General features: G+C 60.2%; 19 protein-coding genes and 1 pseudogene. 6 read left to right on the top strand and 14 right to left on the bottom strand.

Annotation, left to right across the window (positions count from 1 at the left end):
* The first annotated feature begins 16 nt into the window (after nt 1-16).
* The gene (locus tag FBZ97_RS06845) at nt 17-388 is read left to right on the top strand and encodes a VOC family protein (RefSeq protein WP_113330673.1); all 372 of its coding nucleotides are present in this window, start codon (nt 17-19) and stop codon (nt 386-388) included.
* A gap of 33 nt (nt 389-421) precedes the next feature.
* Here the strand turns inward: FBZ97_RS06845 and FBZ97_RS06840 are convergent, their stop codons facing one another.
* Nucleotides 422-1,555 carry a citrate synthase gene (locus FBZ97_RS06840; protein WP_145317425.1) on the bottom strand — a complete coding sequence of 378 codons (1,134 nt, stop codon included), beginning with the start codon at nt 1,553-1,555 and terminating at the stop codon, nt 422-424.
* 84 nt (nt 1,556-1,639) lie between these two features.
* Between FBZ97_RS06840 and FBZ97_RS06835 the strand changes: the two genes are divergently transcribed.
* Complete coding sequence (locus FBZ97_RS06835) at nt 1,640-2,728, top strand: citrate synthase/methylcitrate synthase (protein ID WP_145317422.1); 1,089 nt, start codon at nt 1,640-1,642, stop codon at nt 2,726-2,728.
* 24 nt (nt 2,729-2,752) lie between these two features.
* Here the strand turns inward: FBZ97_RS06835 and FBZ97_RS06830 are convergent, their stop codons facing one another.
* A complete protein-coding gene (locus tag FBZ97_RS06830; RefSeq protein ID WP_186449457.1) occupies nt 2,753-3,628 on the bottom strand; it encodes a LysR family transcriptional regulator in 876 nt (291 codons plus the stop codon).
* A gap of 97 nt (nt 3,629-3,725) precedes the next feature.
* Between FBZ97_RS06830 and FBZ97_RS06825 the strand changes: the two genes are divergently transcribed.
* Nucleotides 3,726-4,325 carry a LysE family translocator gene (locus tag FBZ97_RS06825; RefSeq protein WP_145317416.1) on the top strand — a complete coding sequence of 200 codons (600 nt, stop codon included), beginning with the start codon at nt 3,726-3,728 and terminating at the stop codon, nt 4,323-4,325.
* Nucleotides 4,326-4,351: 26 nt separating this feature from the next.
* On the opposite strand, the gene FBZ97_RS06820 is transcribed toward FBZ97_RS06825, so the two are convergent.
* The 4 genes from FBZ97_RS06820 to FBZ97_RS06805 all read right to left on the bottom strand — a co-directional run bounded on the left by FBZ97_RS06820 (nt 4,352) and on the right by FBZ97_RS06805 (nt 8,424).
* Nucleotides 4,352-6,211, bottom strand: a complete 1,860-nt coding sequence (locus FBZ97_RS06820; protein WP_145317414.1) for an adenylate/guanylate cyclase domain-containing protein — start codon at nt 6,209-6,211, stop codon at nt 4,352-4,354.
* A gap of 12 nt (nt 6,212-6,223) precedes the next feature.
* Nucleotides 6,224-6,757, bottom strand: a complete 534-nt coding sequence (locus FBZ97_RS06815; RefSeq protein WP_145317411.1) for a FecR domain-containing protein — start codon at nt 6,755-6,757, stop codon at nt 6,224-6,226.
* Between the two features lie 85 nt (nt 6,758-6,842).
* Nucleotides 6,843-7,892, bottom strand: a complete 1,050-nt coding sequence (locus FBZ97_RS06810) for a HoxN/HupN/NixA family nickel/cobalt transporter (RefSeq protein WP_145317408.1) — start codon at nt 7,890-7,892, stop codon at nt 6,843-6,845.
* Nucleotides 7,893-8,031: 139 nt separating this feature from the next.
* Entirely contained in the window at nt 8,032-8,424 is a 393-nt protein-coding gene (locus FBZ97_RS06805) for a rhodanese-like domain-containing protein (protein WP_145317405.1), read from the bottom strand.
* A gap of 65 nt (nt 8,425-8,489) precedes the next feature.
* Between FBZ97_RS06805 and ftrA the strand changes: the two are divergent.
* A pseudogene (ftrA, locus tag FBZ97_RS06800) lies at nt 8,490-9,528 on the top strand (transcriptional regulator FtrA).
* Here the strand turns inward: ftrA and FBZ97_RS06795 are convergent.
* The 4 genes from FBZ97_RS06795 to FBZ97_RS06780 form a co-directional block, all read right to left on the bottom strand.
* A complete protein-coding gene (locus FBZ97_RS06795) occupies nt 9,491-11,119 on the bottom strand; it encodes a CTP synthase (protein ID WP_069612218.1) in 1,629 nt (542 codons plus the stop codon). The pseudogene ftrA and the gene FBZ97_RS06795 sit on opposite strands and share 38 nt — an antisense overlap.
* A gap of 143 nt (nt 11,120-11,262) precedes the next feature.
* Nucleotides 11,263-11,781 carry a preprotein translocase subunit SecG gene (gene secG / locus FBZ97_RS06790; RefSeq protein ID WP_113330663.1) on the bottom strand — a complete coding sequence of 173 codons (519 nt, stop codon included), beginning with the start codon at nt 11,779-11,781 and terminating at the stop codon, nt 11,263-11,265.
* A 113-nt stretch (nt 11,782-11,894) separates the two neighbouring features.
* Complete coding sequence (tpiA, locus tag FBZ97_RS06785) at nt 11,895-12,665, bottom strand: triose-phosphate isomerase (protein ID WP_145317402.1); 771 nt, start codon at nt 12,663-12,665, stop codon at nt 11,895-11,897.
* Between the two features lie 136 nt (nt 12,666-12,801).
* On the bottom strand, nt 12,802-13,698 hold the full coding sequence (locus FBZ97_RS06780) for an alpha/beta fold hydrolase (RefSeq protein ID WP_145317399.1): 897 nt from the start codon (nt 13,696-13,698) through the stop codon (nt 12,802-12,804).
* Between the two features lie 205 nt (nt 13,699-13,903).
* On the opposite strand from FBZ97_RS06780, the gene parE reads away from it, so the two are divergent.
* Nucleotides 13,904-15,967: a DNA topoisomerase IV subunit B gene (parE, locus tag FBZ97_RS06775; RefSeq protein ID WP_145317396.1), complete on the top strand. Its 2,064-nt coding sequence runs from the start codon at nt 13,904-13,906 to the stop codon at nt 15,965-15,967.
* 236 nt (nt 15,968-16,203) lie between these two features.
* Nucleotides 16,204-17,382, top strand: a complete 1,179-nt coding sequence (locus FBZ97_RS06770) for an AI-2E family transporter (protein ID WP_145317393.1) — start codon at nt 16,204-16,206, stop codon at nt 17,380-17,382.
* A 4-nt stretch (nt 17,383-17,386) separates the two neighbouring features.
* Here the strand turns inward: FBZ97_RS06770 and FBZ97_RS06765 are convergent, their stop codons facing one another.
* The 4 genes from FBZ97_RS06765 to FBZ97_RS06750 form a co-directional block, all read right to left on the bottom strand.
* Nucleotides 17,387-17,854 carry a GNAT family N-acetyltransferase gene (locus tag FBZ97_RS06765; protein ID WP_186449456.1) on the bottom strand — a complete coding sequence of 156 codons (468 nt, stop codon included), beginning with the start codon at nt 17,852-17,854 and terminating at the stop codon, nt 17,387-17,389.
* A gap of 35 nt (nt 17,855-17,889) precedes the next feature.
* Nucleotides 17,890-19,044 (bottom strand): DUF2336 domain-containing protein, encoded by a 1,155-nt coding sequence (locus FBZ97_RS06760; protein ID WP_145317662.1) that lies wholly within the window; start codon nt 19,042-19,044, stop codon nt 17,890-17,892.
* A 113-nt stretch (nt 19,045-19,157) separates the two neighbouring features.
* Entirely contained in the window at nt 19,158-19,763 is a 606-nt protein-coding gene (locus FBZ97_RS06755) for a flavin reductase family protein (RefSeq protein WP_069612225.1), read from the bottom strand.
* The gene (locus tag FBZ97_RS06750) at nt 19,763-20,350 is read right to left on the bottom strand and encodes a nitroreductase (protein WP_145317390.1); all 588 of its coding nucleotides are present in this window, start codon (nt 20,348-20,350) and stop codon (nt 19,763-19,765) included. The genes FBZ97_RS06755 and FBZ97_RS06750 overlap by 1 nt, the downstream gene beginning before the upstream one ends.
* Between the last annotated feature and the right edge of the window lies 1 nt (nt 20,351).

Below are 20,351 nucleotides of genomic sequence, written 5' to 3'. Positions count from 1 at the left end.
ACTTTTGGAGGGTGATGTGCTGGATCATGTGACGATCGGGGTTCGCGATATCGAGCGATCGAAGATCTTCTACGACACACTACTGCGCTCCATAGGCATAGAACGCCTTTATGCCGAAGGCGAAAGATTTGCGGGTTACGGTATTGGCCAGAAGGCTTTCTTCTGGATCGGTCAGCGCGATGCTTTGCAAACAGGCACCCATATCGCCTTTGCCGCCCGAAACAGGGAGCTCGTTGATGACTTCCATCGGGTCGGGATCATCGCCGGCGGCACCGATAACGGTGCCCCAGGTCTGCGCCCTCATTATCATCCGAACTACTATGGCGCTTTCATTCTCGATCCTGATGGCCACAATATCGAAGCTGTTTGTCACCTGCCGGTGAGTTGAGCAAAAAGCGCCCTACGTCCGGTAAGGATGAGATCATGGTACCGGCAGACCGACATAACGCGCGCGCGGCCGAATGAGCCTACCGCTGGTCGCCTGCTCCATGGCATGCGCAAGCCATCCGACCGTCCGTGCCAGCGCGAAGATGATTAGCGGCGCATTCTCCGGGAGATGATAGGCGTGGGTCATCGCTGTCAGGGCGAAGTCAACATTGACGCGTTCTCCGACCAGTTGCTCGCCGACATCGCGAACTCTGGCGAAGAGCGGCGGCAGCGTGAAGCAGCCAAGCAACGCCTCTCCCCGGATATCGGCATCAGGATAAAGCTGATGGCCAAAAGCCGGCAATGGCCGTCCTTCCGCGAGATAGCTGCGGACCGCCTCATCCACCCCCGTCGTGGCTGCCCGCGCGATCAGCGTACACACGCTCTGCCATGCACCGCCATGCAGCGGACCTGTCAGTGTGGAGAGGCCGGATAGAGTGGCGGCGGATAGCGTGGCGCCTGCGGATGCCGTGATCCTTGCGGTGAAGGTCGAAGCGTTCAGCTCGTGATCGGCAAGCAAGACGAAACTGCGGCGGATCATATCGGCGGCATCAGGGCGGTCCCAGGCAGTCGCGAGACGGCGATGCAGTGGTTGATCCCACGCGCCCGGGGCCAGGGCCTCAGCCACCGTACCAAACACGCTTTCGGCTTCATTTTGCAGTGCCGGAAGCGAACGCCCGAGTGATGGCAGATCGCTTGTTATGCGCTCGGCAAGCGCGGAGAAAGCACTATCCAAGGAAGGCGGCTTCCGCCACGCCTCGCTTGGATCGAATCGCAACGGCCGCTTCATGTCCCAAAGCAGCCGCGCGATATCTTCGAGGCTTGCGCTTTCGGCAAGCATCGCCACGTCCTTGCCGCGATAGAAAAGCCTTCCGTTCGAAACCGTCGACAGTGCCGATGGCAATACCGGATCGCCCCATTGAATGGCCTCGGCGGCCACCGTCTCGGTCTTGCGCCGTCCGGCGTGGCGGGTGGCCAATCGCTTGACGTCATCGGCAAAATAGAGGCTGCGCCGCGTATCCGCGGGATCGGCTTTCGCACGAATGCGCCCGCGGCTGACATTGGCGTAGAGCGTCTGTGATTTCGTTCCCAGCAGGTTCAGCGCCTGCTCTGCCGTCAGCCAGCTCATCGGTCCTCATATTGATCAATTGCGTCAAGATTGACGTCAATAGGAATAGATCCGATCTAATCGGATAGTCAAAGGAGAACCGTAATGAAAAGTGGTCTTGAAGATGTCATTGCCGCAGAAACCAAGCTGTCCGATGTCGACGGCGCTGCCGGTCGCCTGATCATCCGCGGCGTGTCGCTCGATGATCTGGTGGCAACCAGCCGCTTCGAGGATGTTGCGGCGCTGCTGCTGGATGGCCTGTTTGACGAAGATATCGACGCAGCTTCCATCCGAACTCAACTCGGCGCGGCTCGTGTTGCGCTTTTCCCGCATGTGAAGGCCGCCGATGCCGCTCTGCTCGCGCTACCACCCGTGGATGCCGTGCGGGCCTTGCTGGCGCGCGTGGCCGACGGTGAGGATTTCGCCACCGCGATCCGCCTGATGGCGGCACCGGCCGTTTTCCTGCCGGCCATCTTGCGATTGCAGAAAGGCGAAGCACCGATAAAGCCGGATGCATCCTTGTCCCAATCCGGTGATATCCTGCGCATGCTGACGGGTCGAAGCCCGACCGCAGAGCAGACCGCAGGCCTCGATGCCTATCTGGTGACGATTTCCGATCACGGCTTGAATGCGTCCACATTCGCCTCCCGTGTCATCGCCTCGACTCATGCCGGTCTGACCTCCTCGGTGCTCGCCGCAATCAGCGCCCTTAAAGGTCCGTTGCATGGCGGCGCCCCCGGCCCTGTCCTCGACATGTTTGACGGCGTCGGCAAACCGGAAAATGCCCGGGCATGGTTGTCTGACGCGCTCGATCGTGGCGAGCGGCTGATGGGTTTCGGTCACCGCATCTATCGCGTCCGCGATCCGCGCGCCGATGCGCTGAAGACTGCATTAAAGCCGATCTTTGCGAGCGGCCAGGCAGATGCTGGACGTATCGCGCTGGCGGAAGCCATTGAGGCGGCGGCGCTGGCGTTGCTGAAGGAGCGCAAACCGGATCGGCCCTTGGACGTCAACGTCGAATATTACACCGCCTTGCTGCTCGACGCCCTCGGCTTTCCTCGCAGTTCGTTCACTGGCGTCTTCGCGATCGGCCGCACGGTCGGCTGGATCGCCCATGCCCGCGAGCAGACGTTCGATGGGCGTCTGATCCGTCCGCAGTCGCGCTATGTCGGTCCGCTGCCGAAGGCGGCATAGGCGGTTTTATCAAGGAGATGGAATTTAGGCGGCCGCGGATTGGCGCGGCCGCATCATGCCCTCGCGGATATGGCGGGCAAGCTCCAGCGCCTGCGGTGTTGCGCCGCCCTTCGGCAAATGCAGGTTGATTGAGAAGACCGGCAGCTCGGGCAGACCCTGTTCGCCGGTGAGGATATCGAGATCGGTGGGAACGGTCGAAGCGAGCCAGGCGGTGATAGCCAGATCCGTGCGCACCGTCGCCGTGGTCGCTTCGATATTGCCGTTCTCAAAGACCGTCCGCCAGCGCAACCCATCCTTGCTGAGTGCAGCAAAGACCGACGATCGGAAGGCACAGGTATCGGCAACCATCGAAATCGGCAGCGGCACCTTGCGATAGGCATTGCCGCCCTTCGCTCCGACCCAGACGAGCCGCTCCACAGCAAGGCATTCGCCCTGCGACGTGCCGTATGGTTCCTCCACCACACAGAGGTCGACGGTTCCCTTCCCCAACTCTTCCAGCAGTTCCGGCGACGATGCGCAGACCAGCGAAATCTCCACCTGCGGATGGCGTTCGGCATAGGATTTCAGCACGGGCGCTAGCGTCGCGCCCACAAGATCATAGGGAACGCCGAGCCGGACGCCGCCGCGAACGGTGCTTTCCGTCATATCGTCCCAGATCTCGTCATTCAACGCCAATAGGCGGCGAGCATTGCCGCGCAGGCGTTCACCGGCCTCCGTCAGCCGCAATCTGCGCCTGTCCCTTTCGAACAGAGCGCAGCCGAGCATATCCTCCAATCGCTTAATCTGTTGGCTGACGGCGCCTTGGGTCATATGCAGCATATTGGCTGATATCGTCATGCTGCCTTGGTCGGCAACGGTGGCGAAGGTTCTGATGAGGGTAATATCGAAGTTTCGGATCATCTGGGCATTATAATTGCTAATGCCTTGATCCTTCAATATTCGATTTCATAATGCGGGAGCTGCGCCTATGCCTTTTTCGATTAGAGAAGGGCTGGATATGACAATCGAATCTCTGTTGCCGCTAATACTCTTCGCATTGGTTTCCACCATAACGCCGGGCGGTGCGACCACGCTCGCAACTGCGTCCGGCGCGCATTTCGGCTTCCGTCGCTCCATACCCGTCATGGGCGGTTTTGCCTTCGGCTTGGGCTTCATGGCCTGCGCGGCGGCTGCCGGGCTGGGCAGCGTTTTGATGGCCCTGCCGATGCTGCAGATTGCCATGAAGACGCTGGGCTCCCTCTATTTGCTCTGGCTCGCCGTTCGGATCGGCAGAAGCGGCCAGCCGCACGAGGTGGGGCAGATGGCGAGGCCGACGGGCTTCCTTGCCGGCGTATGGATGCTCTGGCACAATCCCAAGGGCTGGGCCATGACGATGGGGGCTGCTGCTTCTTTCGCTGCGTTGGCAGAAAGTCCCGTCAGACTTGGTATATTGCTCGGTGTGACTTTCTGCCTTATCGCAGCCTTCTCGCTCGCCGTATGGTGCCTTCTCGGGCAGATGCTCGGACGTCTGCTGAAAGCGGCATGGCAGTGGCGCGCGGTCAATATCTCTCTTGCGTGCCTCCTGGTGATTTCAATCATTCCGATGTGGGGAGAATGAAACCAGGCAGATGGAGGCTGGTTTGATCACGGCCGGCTGTGCCAAAGCCATATGGTCAAGGTCCCGGCGCGACCACGCAAGCCTGTTTCGATCGGGCCATCGAGGCTCCCCTCATTGAAAGGCGCGCTGTCCCGACCGGCGGAAAGCAATAGCTCATGGCTGATGGCGATTTCGGCGCGATTGCTGGCGGCGACCTCCATCAGCCGGCTTGCGACGTTAACGGTGTCGCCGGTTGCGGTGATCTGCTGTCGTCCTCCACCACCCAGCCGGGAGGCGACGATGGTGCCGCAATGCGCACCGATCTTGAAGCCGATGCGGGAAGCGACCGTCTCCGGCAGTGCTGAGAGCCAGCCCTTCATCCGCGCGGCGAGACGAATGCAGCAGCGCGCCGCATTGGCGGGATCGCTCGGCTTCGGCTGCGGCAGGCCGAAAAGGATCATAGCTCCGTCACCCATGAAGCTGGTGATGGCGCCGCCGGATGCGGTTACCTCTTCATCGACGAGATTGTAGAAGCCGTTCAGCAGTTCCCGAACCGCTGCTGGGCCAATGGCCTCGCTAAGACCTGTGAAGCCGTTGATGTCGATGAAGACGACGGCTGCTTCCTGTTGCACGGGGCTTGCGAGAAAATCGGGATCGCGTGCAAGATGCTCGGCAAGACCGGGCGCCTCGATGCGCTGCAGGAGCTCGCTTTGCTCGGCAAATCGCGTCGCTCGCCTGCGGTCGAGCCAAAGTTGCGTGGCGCCATATAGCAGCATCGGTGGTACGGTCGCAGCAATCGGCAGTGCTGCGCTCAGCCATATTCCATGCTTGAATGCGCTGACGTTGACTGCGAACCAGACAAGCATGACGCCGAGTACTGTTATCGGGCCGATGGCACTGCGCCGCCAGGAGAGAAGGGCAATGACGAGCAGCGGCAGGCCGACGGCGAAATAAAGGTCGATAAAACGGACGTTGCGGTCGCGTACCAGCCCGTCTCCGGCAATCAGATGCGTGATCGAGGTCGCGATAACCTCGACCCCAGGCAGAACGGGATCGAAGGGTGTTGGAAAGACATCGCCGCCGCCGGTAACGGTCGCGCCGATAACGACGATATGATCCCTTATCGCAGCCTCCGGCAAGTGCCCATTGAGCGCAGCACTGGCGCTGACGGTGCGGATTGTTCCGCGCGGACCGTAGAACGAGAGCGGCATGAGATAGCCGGTATCGGTCTGGATAGACCTGTCACCGATCTTGATATGATCGGAGATGACGGTTGTCTGCTCGTTGGTTGCGGTGGAAACGACACGCAGCGAAAAGGATGGTTCGATCCGCTCGCCGCTGCGAAACAGCAAAGGCACGAAACGCGGCGTGCCCGCCTTGTCGGTCTGCACATTGACGATGCCATAGCTTGCGACGTCGGCGAACCGCTGCTGCGGTTCGAGGAATTGCAGCGCACTGGGCACGCGAGCGAGAGGTTCCTTGCTATCTTCTGTGACGCGCTGGCGGCTTTCGGGAAAGATGCCGGCTGCGGCCAGCACAACCTTGGTCCGTTTGAGCGATTGTTCCAATGCTGCATCGTTGGCCTCGTCGCCGGCATCGACCAGAAGCAGATCGAGCGCGACGGCTTTCGGCCCCAATGCGGCGATGGCATCGATCACTTTGGCGAGCGTGGCGCGCGGCAAAGGATAGTGTCCCGCCATACGCGACGTCTCATCGTCTATGGCAATGATCGTGACGAGATCGGGTGGCTGGAAGCTGCCGCCGAGCGTATTGCGGAGGTTCGTGAGCGTCGCTTCGGCGCCGTCGACAAAGGGAATGTCACCGCGCAGATGCGCGACGCCCAGGCCCATCCCCCAGACGGCAGTCAAGAAAAGCGCAATCAGCGTCTGCAGCGGCGGTCTGCGCATGATGTCGGAATCTCACTGGCCGAGGCGCGCCATCAAAGCATTTATGCGCGGCTGTCCCCATTGGGTGACACGCAATGCGGCGCGCCCCCGGTCGGCGTCGACGCCTTGTCCTTGGCCTAGCGTAACCCCCTGCCCGGTCGATACCTTATTGACCGCGACCCGGCCGCGCAGGACAAGCACGGAGGTATTGCCCCGTTTCACGTCGACGGCCCAGCGCGTGCCGCGCACGGCGGCGATCGCCTGCGGCGTCACCACTTCGAATCCGCCCTTAACACGGTTGCGATCGACATCAACCAGTGCTGCCTTGCTGTCGAGTACGAGAGCATCCGCCCGACCATCATGGTTTCGGTCTGCAAACCGGTAGTGAGCGCCACGCTCGACGGTGACGCTAAGCCCAGCTTCGCAATTCAAGACCTGGCGCGTCGTGCTGACGGCAGGCTGCAATGGGCAATTTGCGACGGCTTGTGCAGAAGCCGTGCCGGCGCTGACGATGCATAGACTGCCTGCTGCCAGCACTAGGCTGCGAACATTGCTTGCGTGGATCATGATTGTGGCCCCTCATCGCATGCGACTGGAGCCGCGGACGGCGATTTCCAGTCACGGTATGCCCGATCCCTGGGGCGATGATGCGTCATGAGCGATTGATCTGCAAGTTGTCGTAGCCTCTGGCTTTGTAGAGCACGGTCGAAACCAGCCAGCTCAGCAAGAAGATGCCGACGACGGCGAAGCCGAAATTGGCAAGGTTGTCGTTGAGTTCGCCGACGAAGCTCCAGAAGCTGCCTTCGAGGCCGAGTTTGTCGGCGATGAGCCCCAAAGCCTCGATACCACCGATGAAGACGGCGACGACAACTGAAGCCGCAGTGATGGTCAGATTGTACCAGAGCTTGCGCACCGGCTTGACGAAGGCCCAGCCATAGGCTCCCGTCATCAGCGTACTGTCCAGCGTATCCATCAGCGACATGCCGGCGGTGAACAGCGCCGGGAAGACGAGGATGGTCCAGAAGGACATGCCCTGTGCGGCTTGAGCGGCCGAAATGCCGAGAAGCCCGATCTCCGTTGCGGTATCGAAGCCGAGGCCGAAAAGGAAGCCGATCGGATACATGTGCCAGGAGCGGGTGACGACCTTGAACATCGGACGGAAGATGCGTGCCAGAAAACCGCCGCCGGCAAGCAGCGTGTCGAGGTCTTCCTCTGCGATCCGCTCACCCCTCTGCGCCCTTCTGAAAGCGGACCAGACGCCTTTAAGGACGAAGAGATTGGCGACGCCGATCAGCAGCAGAAAGACCGCCGAAACCGTCGTACCTATGACGCCGCCGATATCGTGGAAGGAATCGAGCTGGCTCTGCATGGCAGCCGCGGTCGCGGCAATCAGGATCGAGGCGATCACGACGATCGAGGAATGACCGAGCGAAAAGAAGAAGCCGACGGCATAAGGCTGTTTCTTTTCCTGAATGAGCTTGCGCACGACGTTGTCGATCGCGGCGATGTGATCGGCATCGAAGGCGTGGCGCAGGCCGAACATATAGGCAAGAAGCGCAATACCAAGCAAAGACGGACGGTCTGCAAAAGCGACCCAAGCCCAGATCCAGGCGGCAATATTGAAAACGATCAGCAGCGCGAAGGTGAAGGCGATCTTCGCCCGCGGTCTTTCCGTGCGATCATCAAATGGATTGAGAATCATACTTTTGTTCCCGTTATGCTTACTCGCACAATGTCACGGAAACGAAAGCAGCGCGACAGTCAAATGACGTAGATGCCGAAGTTTTTCGCAGTGTCGTAAAAATGGGCAGACCCGTCTATGCCGGTTCTGCCCCTGGCGCTCAGTCCTTCTCGAACGGATACCCCTCATCGGCCCAGCCGGTCATGCCGCCGATCATGACCTTCACGCGCTTACCGAGTGTGCCCAGACGCCAGGCCGCCTTGTCGGTGCCGTTGCAATGCGGTCCGGCGCAATAGACGACGAAGAGTGTATCGTCTGGCCATTCCGCCATCTTCCTCGCGGTCATCTTGCCATGCGGCAGGTTGATCGCACCCGGGATATGCTTCTCCTGGAACATGGCCGGGCCGCGGACATCGAACAGGACGAAATCGACATTGCCCGATGTCATGGATTGGTAGACGTCGGAGCAATCGGTTTCGAAGCCAAGCCTCTTGGCATAGTGCTCAGCGACGAGACTAGGGTCTGCAACGGGGATTTCACTGACGAGGGACATGGAACGCTCCTTATTTGGTTCGGTGCATTCATGCCTGAGCGATCCCATGATTGAAATTGGCCGAAATGCCATATAACGTCAAAATCATGCCAAACTCAGATCACCCCAATCTCCGCGGCCCCCATGTCGTCACCCTTGTCTATGACGGGCTGTGCACCTTCGAATTCGGGGTCGCCTATGAGATCTTTGGCCTGTCGCGTCCGGAAATGGGCGAGGACTGGTATCGCTTTTCCGCCTGCGCTATCGAGCATGGCCCTCTGCGCGCCGCAGGCGGGCTGACGATACAGGTCGACCACGGTCTTGAAGTCCTTGCCGATGCCGACCTCATCATCGTGCCCGGCTGGCGCGGTATCGGAACGCCGGTCCCTGCCCTGCTGATTGCCGAACTCCAAGCGGCCAGCCGCCGCGGTGTCCGCATCATGTCCCTCTGCTCTGGCGTCGCAGTCCTTGCCGCGGCCGGTCTACTCGCCGGCCGCAAGGCGACCACACATTGGCGCTACGTCGATTCCATTGCTACGCGCTATCCGGATATATTAGTCGATGCCGATGTTCTCTATGTCGATGAAGACAAGGTGCTGACCGCCGCCGGCAGTGCCGCCGCCATCGATCTCTGTCTGCATGTCGTGCGCCGCGATTACGGACCGGATATTGCCAACAGCGTCGCCCGCCGTCTTGTGGTTCCACCCCATCGCGAGGGCGGCCAGGCGCAATATATCCGAAACGCCGGTTTTGAGACAGCGTGAGGGAGCTCGTTTAGGCCCGCTGCTTGAATGGATGCGCGAGCGTTTGCAGGAAGATCAGCCCATTGCGGCACTTGCAGCGCGGGCCGGCATGAGTGTGCGGACCTTCCAGCGCCGTTTCGAGGCGACCACCGGCATGACGCCGGGGGAATGGCTGCTCAGCGAGCGGCTGCGGCGCGCCCGCGATCTGCTTGAAAAGCAAACGGCCATTTCATTGGACGATGTAGCCGCGGCGAGCGGGTTTGGATCGCTCGCCACCATGCGCCATCATTTTCGGGAGAGGCTTGCGGTGAGCCCGAGCGACTACCGCAAGCGATTTGCAAATCTTAAACCAGCCGGCTCTGTTCCGTCGCCGCTTCGATAAAGCTCGAGAACAGCGGATGCGGCTCCAGCGGACGGGACTTCAGTTCCGGGTGATACTGGACGCCGATGAACCACGGATGATCCGCATATTCGATCGTTTCAGGCAGAACGCCGTCCGGTGACATGCCGGAGAAGGTCAAGCCGCAATCTTCCAGCCTGTCCTTGTAGTCGACATTGACCTCATAGCGATGGCGATGACGCTCCGAAATATCTGTGGAGCCGTAGATCTCGGAAATCTTCGTGCCCTTCTTCAGGGCCGCCTTGTAGGCGCCGAGGCGCATCGTGCCGCCGAGATCGCCGGATGCCGTGCGCTTCTGCAGCTCATTGCCCTTCAGCCATTCGGTCATCAGGCCAACGACAGGTTCCTTGGTCGGGCCGAACTCGGTCGACGAGGCATGTTCGACACCGGCCAGATTGCGGGCCGCTTCGATGACGGCCATCTGCATGCCGAAGCAGATGCCGAAATACGGCACCTTGCGTTCGCGTGCGAAGCGCGCTGCCAGGATCTTGCCCTCCGAACCGCGCTCGCCAAAGCCGCCGGGGACGAGAATGCCGTGAACTTTCTCAAGATACGGCGCCGGATCTTCCTTTTCGAAGACCTCGGATTCGATCCATTCGAGCTTGACCTTGACCCGATTGGCGATGCCGCCGTGATGCAGTGCTTCGATCAGCGACTTATACGCATCCTTGAGCCCCGTATATTTGCCGACGATGGCAATCGTCACCTCGCCTTCCGGCGTGCGGATGCGATTGCAGACCTCTTCCCACTGCTCCAGGCGCGGCTTCGGGGCCGGCTCGATGCCGAAAGCAGCCAGAACTTCGTTGTCGAGGCCTTCCTTGTGGTAGGCCATCGGCACGTCATAGATGTTGGCGACATCGAGCGCCTGAATGACGGCAGATTCCCGCACGTTGCAGAACAGCGAAAGCTTCCGACGCTCGGCTTCGGGGATTTCCCGATCGGCGCGTACAAGCAGAATGTCAGGATGAATGCCGAGTGCCTGCAATTCCTTGACCGAATGCTGCGTCGGCTTGGTCTTCAGCTCGCCGGCAGCCGGGATATAGGGCATCAGCGTCAGATGGACGTAAACAGCCGTACCGCGCGGCAGATCGTTGCCGAGCTGGCGGATCGCTTCCATGAAAGGCATGGCTTCGATATCGCCGACCGTGCCGCCGATCTCGCAAATGACGAAATCATAGTCGTCATTGCCTTCGGTGACGAAATCCTTGATCTCGTTGGTAACGTGCGGAATGACCTGAACAGTCGCGCCGAGATAGTCGCCGCGGCGTTCCTTGTCGATGATGTTCTTGTAGATGCGACCGGTGGTGATGTTGTCGGTCTTGGTGGCCGAGCGGCCGGTGAAGCGCTCGTAGTGGCCGAGATCGAGGTCGGTTTCCGCACCGTCGTCGGTGACGAAGACCTCGCCGTGCTGGGTCGGGCTCATAGTGCCCGGATCCACGTTCAGATAGGGGTCGAGTTTGCGCAGGCGGACTCGATAACCACGAGCCTGCAACAACGCTCCTAGAGCCGCAGCCGCAATTCCTTTTCCGAGGGAAGAAACCACGCCGCCAGTGATGAATACATATCGCGCCATGGGAGTCACCGGATACCTTTTCACAAATGATTCCGCTAGCCCTAAAATTCGTTTCCGGAATTTTGGCTACAGAACGCGGAATATGGACAAAACAAAACCGGCAGATCCGAGGACCTGCCGGGGATGATCTTCGACGACCGGAATTACTTACCGGTCGGGACGCCGCCGTTGTCGGCTGGCGCGGGAGTGGTCGTTGCCGGCGCGGTCTGTTGACCGGTCGCGGCCGGAGCCTGCTGGGCAGGAGCTGCCTGATTCGTCGTGGCAGGCGGTGTTGCCTGCGACTGCGGAGCGACGGCACCGCTATTCGGAACGCCGCTATTATCGGCGGGCTTCGGCTGGGTGTTTGCCGGAGCAGCACCCTTCTGACCGCCAAGCGAATCGAGAATGCCGTTGCCCTGACCCGCCGTGCTCGGAATGCGGTTGAGAATGTCGGTCGGGCGAGCCTCGAAGCGGGACAGCACATTCATGCCGAGGGCAAGCGCGAAGAACAGCGTTGCCAGAATGGCCGTTGTGCGCGTCAGCGCATTGGCCGTACCGCGCGCAGACATGAAGCCCGAGCCGCCCCCGATGCCAAGGCCGCCACCTTCGGAGCGCTGAATCAGCACCACGCCGATAAGGGCGACGACAACCATGAGATAGATGACAAGCAGTACGGTTTGCATAGATCCAGTCCTGCCCGGTGCGGGCATCAAAAATAAAAGCTCGCGGCTCTTTACATGAGGCTCTCGCCTATTCCAAGCCCTTTTAAGGCTGGAATTCCGGGCAAGTGGTTGCTTCAGGCGAACTGCCGTTCGAATGCGGCATAAATGGCGAGGAAGTCGACCGCTTTCAAGCTCTGTCCGCCGACCAGCACACCGTTGACATGCGGAACATCCAGAAGGTCGCGCGCATTGGCGCCGCTGACCGATCCGCCATAGAGGATTCGCATATTCGCCCCCTCCTTGCCGAAGCGCTCGATGAGTTCGGCGCGGATGAAGGCATGTGCCTCCTCGACGTTTTCCTGGGTTGGAACCACGCCGGTGCCGATCGCCCAGACTGGCTCGTAAGCGATCACGGTCGTCTGTGCCGTGGAGCCATCCGGAATGGAGCCCACGAGCTCCCGCTTCAGCACCTCGAGCGTTTGGCCACTATTGCGCTCGTAAGCCGTTTCGCCGATGCAGATGATGGCGATCAGCCCGGCATCATGCGCTGCCTGCGCCTTTGCGCGCACCAGCATGTCGCTTTCGGCATGATTCCTGCGGCGCTCTGAATGGCCGACGATGACGTGGGTCCCGAAGCAGTCGGCGATCATTTCGGCCGAAATATCGCCCGTATGGGCGCCACTGACCTGCTGATGGCAATCCTGAGCGCCGATGGCGAGCGGGCTGTCGTCGCAAAGCGCGGTCGCGACATAGAGCAAGGTGGTCGGGGGGCAGAGCAGCGTATCGATCTTCTCCGACAGCGGCGCCTTGACGCCGTCCGCGATCGCCTTGATCTGATCCAGGCTCGCGCGTGTGCCGTTCATCTTCCAGTTTCCGGCCAGGAGCGGCCGTATGGTCTTCGTCATTCCGATATTCTCCCCCTTGATCCAGCTTCGGACTAACAAAAAGGAAAGGGAAAGGAAAGTTATCGAATGCCGCCGGAACCAGCTCAAATCGTTTGAAAAATGCTTATCCGGAAAATAAGTCGGATTGCGCGAGCGTTTATGACGCTTTCGGATCAACGATCCAATTGAGAACTTTGCGCCAATCGGTCATGCGGACGGGCGTCCCGTGATTGCCGGTCTCGAAAAGCGTGAAACGTGTCGGATAATGCGCTTTGAAAAGCTTCTCAAACAGGGCCTGCTGGTCCGCAGCCGCATAGACCGGATCCTTGCTGCCATGCGTAAACCAGAGCGGCAGCTTTGCCTTGTAGAAGGCGCTCTTGGTAAAATCAGGATCGGTGACGCCGCTCAGGATCGCCATGCCCCTCAGGCGCTTGACGCTTTCGGAATCGCGCGTAATGCCCCAGCAAATGAAGCTGCCCATGGAAGCGCAGGTGAGGATGACGGGCTTGCCGGCGGATTGCTCGTAGGAATAGCGGATGAGCTCGGCGATATCGGCAACTCCGTTGCTGTCGAAACCTCTGACGCTCGGTGCGTAATACGTGCCGCCGTTGCGATAGGCCAGGTTCTTCAGCCGGTTGAAATTGCCGCCGAACGTATAGTCGTTGGAGCCGAGCCGGCGGTCGCCGCCGCGGCCATGGATAAAGATCACGGTAAATGCCTGTTGCGATGCGGGACCTATGCGGGTGACATCAACCTTGCGGCCGCCGATCGCAAGCGTTTCGTCTTCCTGGGCTTTCCAGCGCACGCCGGTATCGACATAGGCCGGCTTGACGCGCTTTTCCGGAATTTGGTCGCGGCCGTTGATATCTCGCATTTCCTGGTAATCGATCGTCTGGAACGCGCCGTTGTCGTGGCTTTCGATGACCGTCTGATTGGAAAACAGCTCGTCCTTGAACGGCTTCAACATATCTGCAGAGGCGGTCTGCCCCGTCGCCAGAAGCAAAATGGCCGAGATTGCGGGCAGGATAGGCAAATGAGCTGTGGACATTCGCATGCGGATACTTCCTCAAATCAGCCATCGGGGTTGCCATTCGTCACTCGGCAACGCAAATCTCATTCATGAATCTTCCCCGTCACGGGGCGCCATCGCTCTTGTGCGCCGTTTCTGGCAGAATCACGATGATTCGCGAATAGCGGCGACAAATGCGATATTAAAGGGGTTTGGCCCCTCCAGGACAAATCTAGTAGCTCGAAGTTCTATGGATAACAGCAACGATCTCTTCTCCGGCCTCCCCCGCTCGCCGAAACCGGAAGCAGCGGAAAAGCCGGCCGCAAAGCCGGAAAAGTCAGCCGCCGCGCCAGCACAGCGCCCGGCTCCGACGACTTCGTCGTCAGAGGAATATGGCGCAAGCTCAATCCGTGTTCTCGAGGGGCTCGAGCCCGTCCGCATGCGTCCCGGCATGTATATCGGCGGCACGGACGAGAAGGCATTGCACCACCTTTTCGCCGAAGTCATCGACAATTCCATGGACGAGGCGGTGGCCGGCCACGCCAATTTCATCGAGGTCTATCTCGATCGGGAAGGTTATCTGACCGTCACGGATAACGGGCGTGGTATCCCCGTGGAAAACCATCCGCAGGTGCCTGGCAAGTCGACGCTCGAAGTCATCATGACCAAGCTGCATGCCGGCGGCAAATTCGACGGCAAGGCCTATGAGACCTCGGGCGGTCTGCATGGCGTCGGCGTGTCCGTCGTCAATGCGCTGTCGGATGATCTGGAAGTCGAAGTCGCCCGCAACCGCAAGCTCTATCGCCAGCGCTTCTCGCGCGGCCTGCCGATTGGCGGTTTGGAAGAACTGGGTGACGTGCATAATCGCCGCGGCACGCGCGTCCGCTTCCATCCCGATCCGCAGATCTTCGGCGATCACGCCCGTTTCGATCCGGCCCGCGTTTTCCGCATGGCCCGTTCCAAGGCCTATCTGTTCGGCGGCGTCGAAATCCGCTGGGGCTGCGATCCCGAGCTGGCGCCGGAAGGCGCCGATGTTCCGGAAAAGGCGGTCTTCCATTTCCCGGGCGGCCTTAAGGATTATCTTAAGGCGACGATGGGCAACGAGTTCACTGTCACCCGCGAGATCTTTGCCGGCAAGTCGGAAAAGGAAAGCGGCCACGGCTCGCTTGAATGGGCGATCACATGGTATGGCGGCGACCCGCAGATCCATTCCTATTGCAATACGATTCCGACCCCTGAAGGCGGCACGCACGAGGCGGGCCTCCGCATTGCCTTGACCAAGGGCCTGAAGAGCTACGCCGATCTCACCCAAAACAAGCGTGCGGCCAATATCACGACGGATGACGTGATGATTTCCGGCGTCGGCATGCTGTCGATCTTCATCCGCGAGCCGGAATTCGTCGGCCAGACGAAGGACAAGCTCGCGACGGTCGAAGCCCAGCGCATCGTCGAAAACGCACTGCGCGACCCTTTCGATCACTATCTTGCCGACAATCCGGCCGAAGCCGAGAAGCTGCTGGAATGGGTGATCGAGCGCTCCGAGGAGCGCCTGCGGCGGCGCAAGGAAAAGGAAGTCAACCGCAAGACGGCCGTGCGCAAGCTGCGCCTTCCGGGCAAGCTGGCGGATTGCTCGCAGAGCGCGGCGGAAGGTGCCGAACTTTTCCTCGTGGAGGGCGATTCGGCAGGCGGCTCGGCCAAGCAGGCACGAAACCGCACCAACCAGGCAATCCTGCCGCTACGCGGCAAGATTCTGAACGTCGCCAGCGCCGGCCGGGAGAAGCTTTCTGCCAATCAGCAGATTACCGACCTCGTGCAGGCGCTCGGTTGCGGCACGCGCACGAAATACCGTGAGGAAGACCTTCGCTATCAGCGCATCGTCGTGATGACCGATGCCGACGTCGACGGCGCCCACATCGCTTCGCTGCTGATCACCTTCTTCTATCAGGAGATGCCGGAGCTGATCCGTCAGGGCCACCTCTTCCTGGCCGTCCCGCCGCTCTACAAGATCACGCAGGGCTCGAAATCCATCTATGCCCGCGACGACGCCCACCGGCAGGAGCTGATGGCGACGGAGTTCAAGGGCAAAGGCAAGGTTGAGATCAGCCGCTTCAAAGGTCTGGGCGAAATGTTGCCGGCCCAACTCAAGGAGACCACGATGGATCCGGCTAAGCGCACGCTGCTGCGCGTCGAGATCGATGAAGTCGATTTCGAGGGAACGCGCGACGCCGTCGACAATCTGATGGGAACCAAGGCCGATGCTCGCTTCCGCTTCATTCAGGAGCGGGCCGCCTTCGCCGAGGATCTCGATATCTGACGGTGAACCAACCGCAGAGCGGATTTGTTGATCTGCCCACCGATAACGGTTTCAATTCGACGCAGAAAACTCGGTGTTTTGCGTTCAAGATGCTCCGTGGCCTTACTTACGGCGTGTAGAACAGTCGTGCTATTGTCATGACGGCTGAATAAGAAGCTTGAAGCCGTTGCTCTTGAAACGGCCTAGATCATACCCCATAACCGGATGATCTAGTAAATAGGGGCGAAGTAAGACCGGTGGGTGTATTTGAACGTCATAAGCCAAAGGAACACCGGTGGCTGGGGCCGAGCGCGCATGCGCGCATGCCTTTGATCCCATCCATTTCCGCGGCACGCTGGTTGCTGATTCTGATTGCCATTGCCGGCATTTATTTCTTTTATGGCTTTCTCGTTCCGGTTCTGGCCGCAGCGGTGATCGGCTTCGCCACTTGGCCGCTCTATAGCGATATCGTGCGGCGAACGGGCGGGAATACGACAGTTGCCGCCACTATCGCCATCGCATTCATCGTCACCTTCCTTGTCCTGCCCATCGTCCTATCCGCCATCTATATGGCTGGTGAGGTGCGCGAGTGGTTCAGCTGGGCGATCCATGTGAATCGCGAGGGTGCGCCGCCACCGCAATGGATTCTCGCTTTGCCGGTCGTCGGCTCCTGGCTCGGCGAGCAGTGGACGCAATATGTCGGAAGCCCGGGCTCGCTCGGTGAGCTGGCGCAGTTGGTGAGCGGTGCCCATATCGGCAATATCTACAGAGCGGTTCTTGCAGCCGGTGGTGGCGCATTCCACGTCGTGCTGACCTTGCTCTTCATGCTGATTGCGCTGTTCTTCATCTATCGCGACGGCGCGACCTTCGTTCGTCAGGTCGACTTGCTTGGCGAGAAGATTCTCCCAAATCGCTGGGAACGGATTTCTCGGGTCGTACCCGCGACCATCAGTTCGACGGTCATGGGCATGACACTGATCGCCATCGGCGAAGGCATCGTCCTCGGCGTGGCCTACTGGATCGCCGGCGCTCCGTCCGCAATCACGCTCGGCGTACTGACGGGCGTGATGGCTCTCGTGCCGGGCGGCGCACCGCTTTCCATGTCGCTTGTGTCGATCTATCTCGTCGCCAGCGGCTCGCTTTGGGCGGGTATCGCCCTCTTTCTCTGGGGCACGATCGAGCTTTTCATTGTCGATAAAACGCTCCGTCCCAAGCTTGTCGGCGGTCCGATCAAGCTGCCGTTCCTCCCCACCTTCTTCGGTCTGGTGGGCGGGGTGAAGACCATGGGTTTCCTCGGGCTGTTCATCGGCCCGGTCCTAATGGCCATCATCGTTGCCATCTGGCGCGAATGGATTCGTGAGGCTGAATTGACCGAGGAACAGCACGCGCAGGAACCCGAACTGCAATTGCATGTTCGGGACGCTGCCGAAGGCTGATTGCTCAGCTGGTTTGTTCCAGCCGCTTCTCCATGAACAGGCTGAGCGGGTCGGGCTGATAGCTGCCGAATGCGGGAATTTCGAGATATCCGAATTTCCGGTATAGGCCGATCGCTTCCGGCTGATATATGCCGGTTTCAAGCCGCACCGCGGAAAGGCCTTTTTCGAGCGCTGCCGCTTCGAGCGTCTCCATGAGCTTGCGCGCGACACTGCGGCCTCTGGCGATCGGATCGACGAACATGCGCTTGATCTCCGCTGTACCGTCGCCGGCTTCCACCAAGGCGCAACATCCGACGATCGCGCCCTCTACCCTGGCAACCCAGAAGGTCACCTCGGCCTTCTCCAGGGAAGAGAGATCGAGCATGTGGTTGCTCTCCGCCGGATAGAGCGATTCCGCATAGGCGATCGACATGTCGAGAAGGCGGATAACCCCCTCCTGACGCGGGGATTCGATAGCAATCGTCAGTGACAAGATGAACCTCTGAGGGATAGAATGCCCGCTGGATATCACGCGGCGGCGAGCGTCGCCAGTGCGGCAAAGCTCCGCGCGGTCTGCCGCTTCTCGACATTGGCAAGCTTCTCGACGATGTCGAGCAACTGCGTTGCCGCGGCGGGGACTGGCTTCGCAAGGCGGAACTTGCGCATCAATCGCGAAGACACATCTTCCAGCATCGCACTGCCGTTCTTGCGGGAGGATTCGCGCCATATCATCGTCGCCTCGACGAAGATCGTGCTGATATCCCGAGGCAGTCCGGCGCTTTCGTAAAGCGCCCGCAAGGCGTGAGCGCGCCCCCTGGAAACGATCGAGCGCACGCGCCGTTCATCGCATCCGGAAAGATTGGTGATCGCGCAGGCAAAGAAATCGACCTTGCCGGAACATAGCGCATGCATCAGGAACGCCGGCGTCAGCCAGCCGCTCTGCCTGAGATGCTCGACCAAATCGGGCAATTGCTCGTGCTGTGCCGTTCCCGCGATCGTGACAGTTGCGGATTCGGTCGCTTCACGCGTTACCTGTTGCAGCCTGGAGCTGCCGACGAAGCTCTGGACGAGCGCCGATTCCGAAAGCGCGTCGCTGACCTGGCGCATCAGCAGGTGCCTGATATCTGAGGACAAGATGTCTCGTGAAAGAAGCAGTCCGCGTATGTCGGCGCAGTCACCCATTCGCTCGGCGATGCGTTTGAGCGAGGCCTGCGAAAGCAAGGCACCATCGTTCTCGAGCAGACACAGAATTTCAGCCTCGCCCCCGATCTCGGCAAGTGCAGCGCAGACCGCACGTGGCACCTCGCCGCGAGACGCGATCAACACCCGCGTCACATCGCTACCCCGCAATGCGAGATCGACGAGGTCGGCATCGGTGAACACGGGCGAAAATAGGATGATCTGCCCGGCGATTTCAGGCTGATCCTCGGCTAAAGACAGGATGACGTTCCGCGGGGCGGTGGCCGAATGCGCGACCGCCTCAGCAAGCGCCAGCCGCACGCGGGGAGACGGGTCGTCGAGCAGATAGGTCATCGCCATCTCGGCAGCCGCGCGCTCGTCCTTCGGCATCTCCGACTGCAGATAGGCCCTGCCTAGTGCATTGGCCGCCCGGGTCCTGCTTTCTGCCTTGGCGGTCTCAGCCCAGCGAAGGAATGCTTCTATGATCACGTAACGCCCCGATATCAACGAGGCGATTCTTGCCCCGCAAATTCATATGCTTCACGTTATCGGGCAAAGGTTTACGGGACGTTTACCTTGCTTATTAACCTTTCGCCTACCGGCACGAGTGGCGCCCATCAGGGCGCCTTTGGCCTGATCATCTCGAAGACGTCACTGCCCTCGCTATAATCCATGTAGCCCATGCGCGCGACGGGACGTGCCAGCGCCATGTCCAGCCTGCCGTCGCGAATGATCGTCTCGTCGATATGGATGCCGACCACCTGGCCGATGACCATGATATTTTCCGATACCTCGCCATTGAGACCCTTGGGCTGCAGGATTTCAGTTACCCGGCATTCGAGCACGGCAAAGGCCTCGGCAACATAGGGCGCATCGATCAGCTCGCCAGGTTTTGCGGTTAGTCCGGCAAGTTCGAATTCATTGACGCCATAGGGAACGGCAACGGAAGAATGGTTCATCTTCTCAACGATATGGCGACTGACGAGGTTGGCCGTAAAGACGCCGGTTTCCTCGACATTGCGCACGCTGTCCTTTCTGCCGGCAGAGGAGAACATCACCAACTTCGGCCGATCGCTGACGGCGTTGAAGAAGGAATAGGGCGAGAGGTTCAGCGAACCATCCCTGCCCTTGCTGCCGATCCAGCCGATCGGCCGCGGCGCCACGATCGCCTTGAACGGATCATGCGCCAGCCCATGACGATTGGTATCCGTCGTATAGAACATCACGCGTCCTCGCCGCCGACCCATGTTACCGTTTCGGCAAGTTCCGGGCGTGGGCGTTCGACCGGAGGAAAGCTTGTCGAGCCGATATGGATGAAGCCGGCGACCTTTTCGCCAGGCTGGACGCCGAGCAACGGATAGGCGCGCTGGTCGAAGGCAAACCATTCGGTCAGCCAATTGGAGACCCAACCATGGGCATTGGCCGCAATCAGCAGGTTCATGCAAAGCGCGCCGGCCGACATCAGCTGTTCCCATTCCGGGATCTTGAAATGCGGCGCCGCCTTGCTGACGACGGCGATGACCACCGGGGCACGGGTGAAACGAGTGCGTTCGACCTGAATCATTTCCTCAGACAGGTCAGGCTTAGCTTCCAGTGCAAGCTTCAATAGCTCTTCACCGATGCGAGCGCGTTCCTCGCCGCGATAGACGATAAAGCGCCAGGGCGCGAGCTTGCCGTGATCCGGCACACGCGAGGCCAACCGGAGAATCTCCTCGATCTCAGCCTTGTCCGGTCCCGGCTCCGACATCTGGAACGCAGGGATGGATCGGCGCACCGCGAGATAGTCGACCAGCTTGATATCGGTTTTCATT

It is taken from the genome of Rhizobium sp. ERR 942 (assembly GCF_007828395.1).
GTDB lineage: Bacteria > Pseudomonadota > Alphaproteobacteria > Rhizobiales > Rhizobiaceae > Rhizobium > Rhizobium dioscoreae.
The sequence above is the reverse complement of the archived record's forward strand: the minus strand, read 5'-3'. Positions and strand labels throughout refer to the sequence as shown.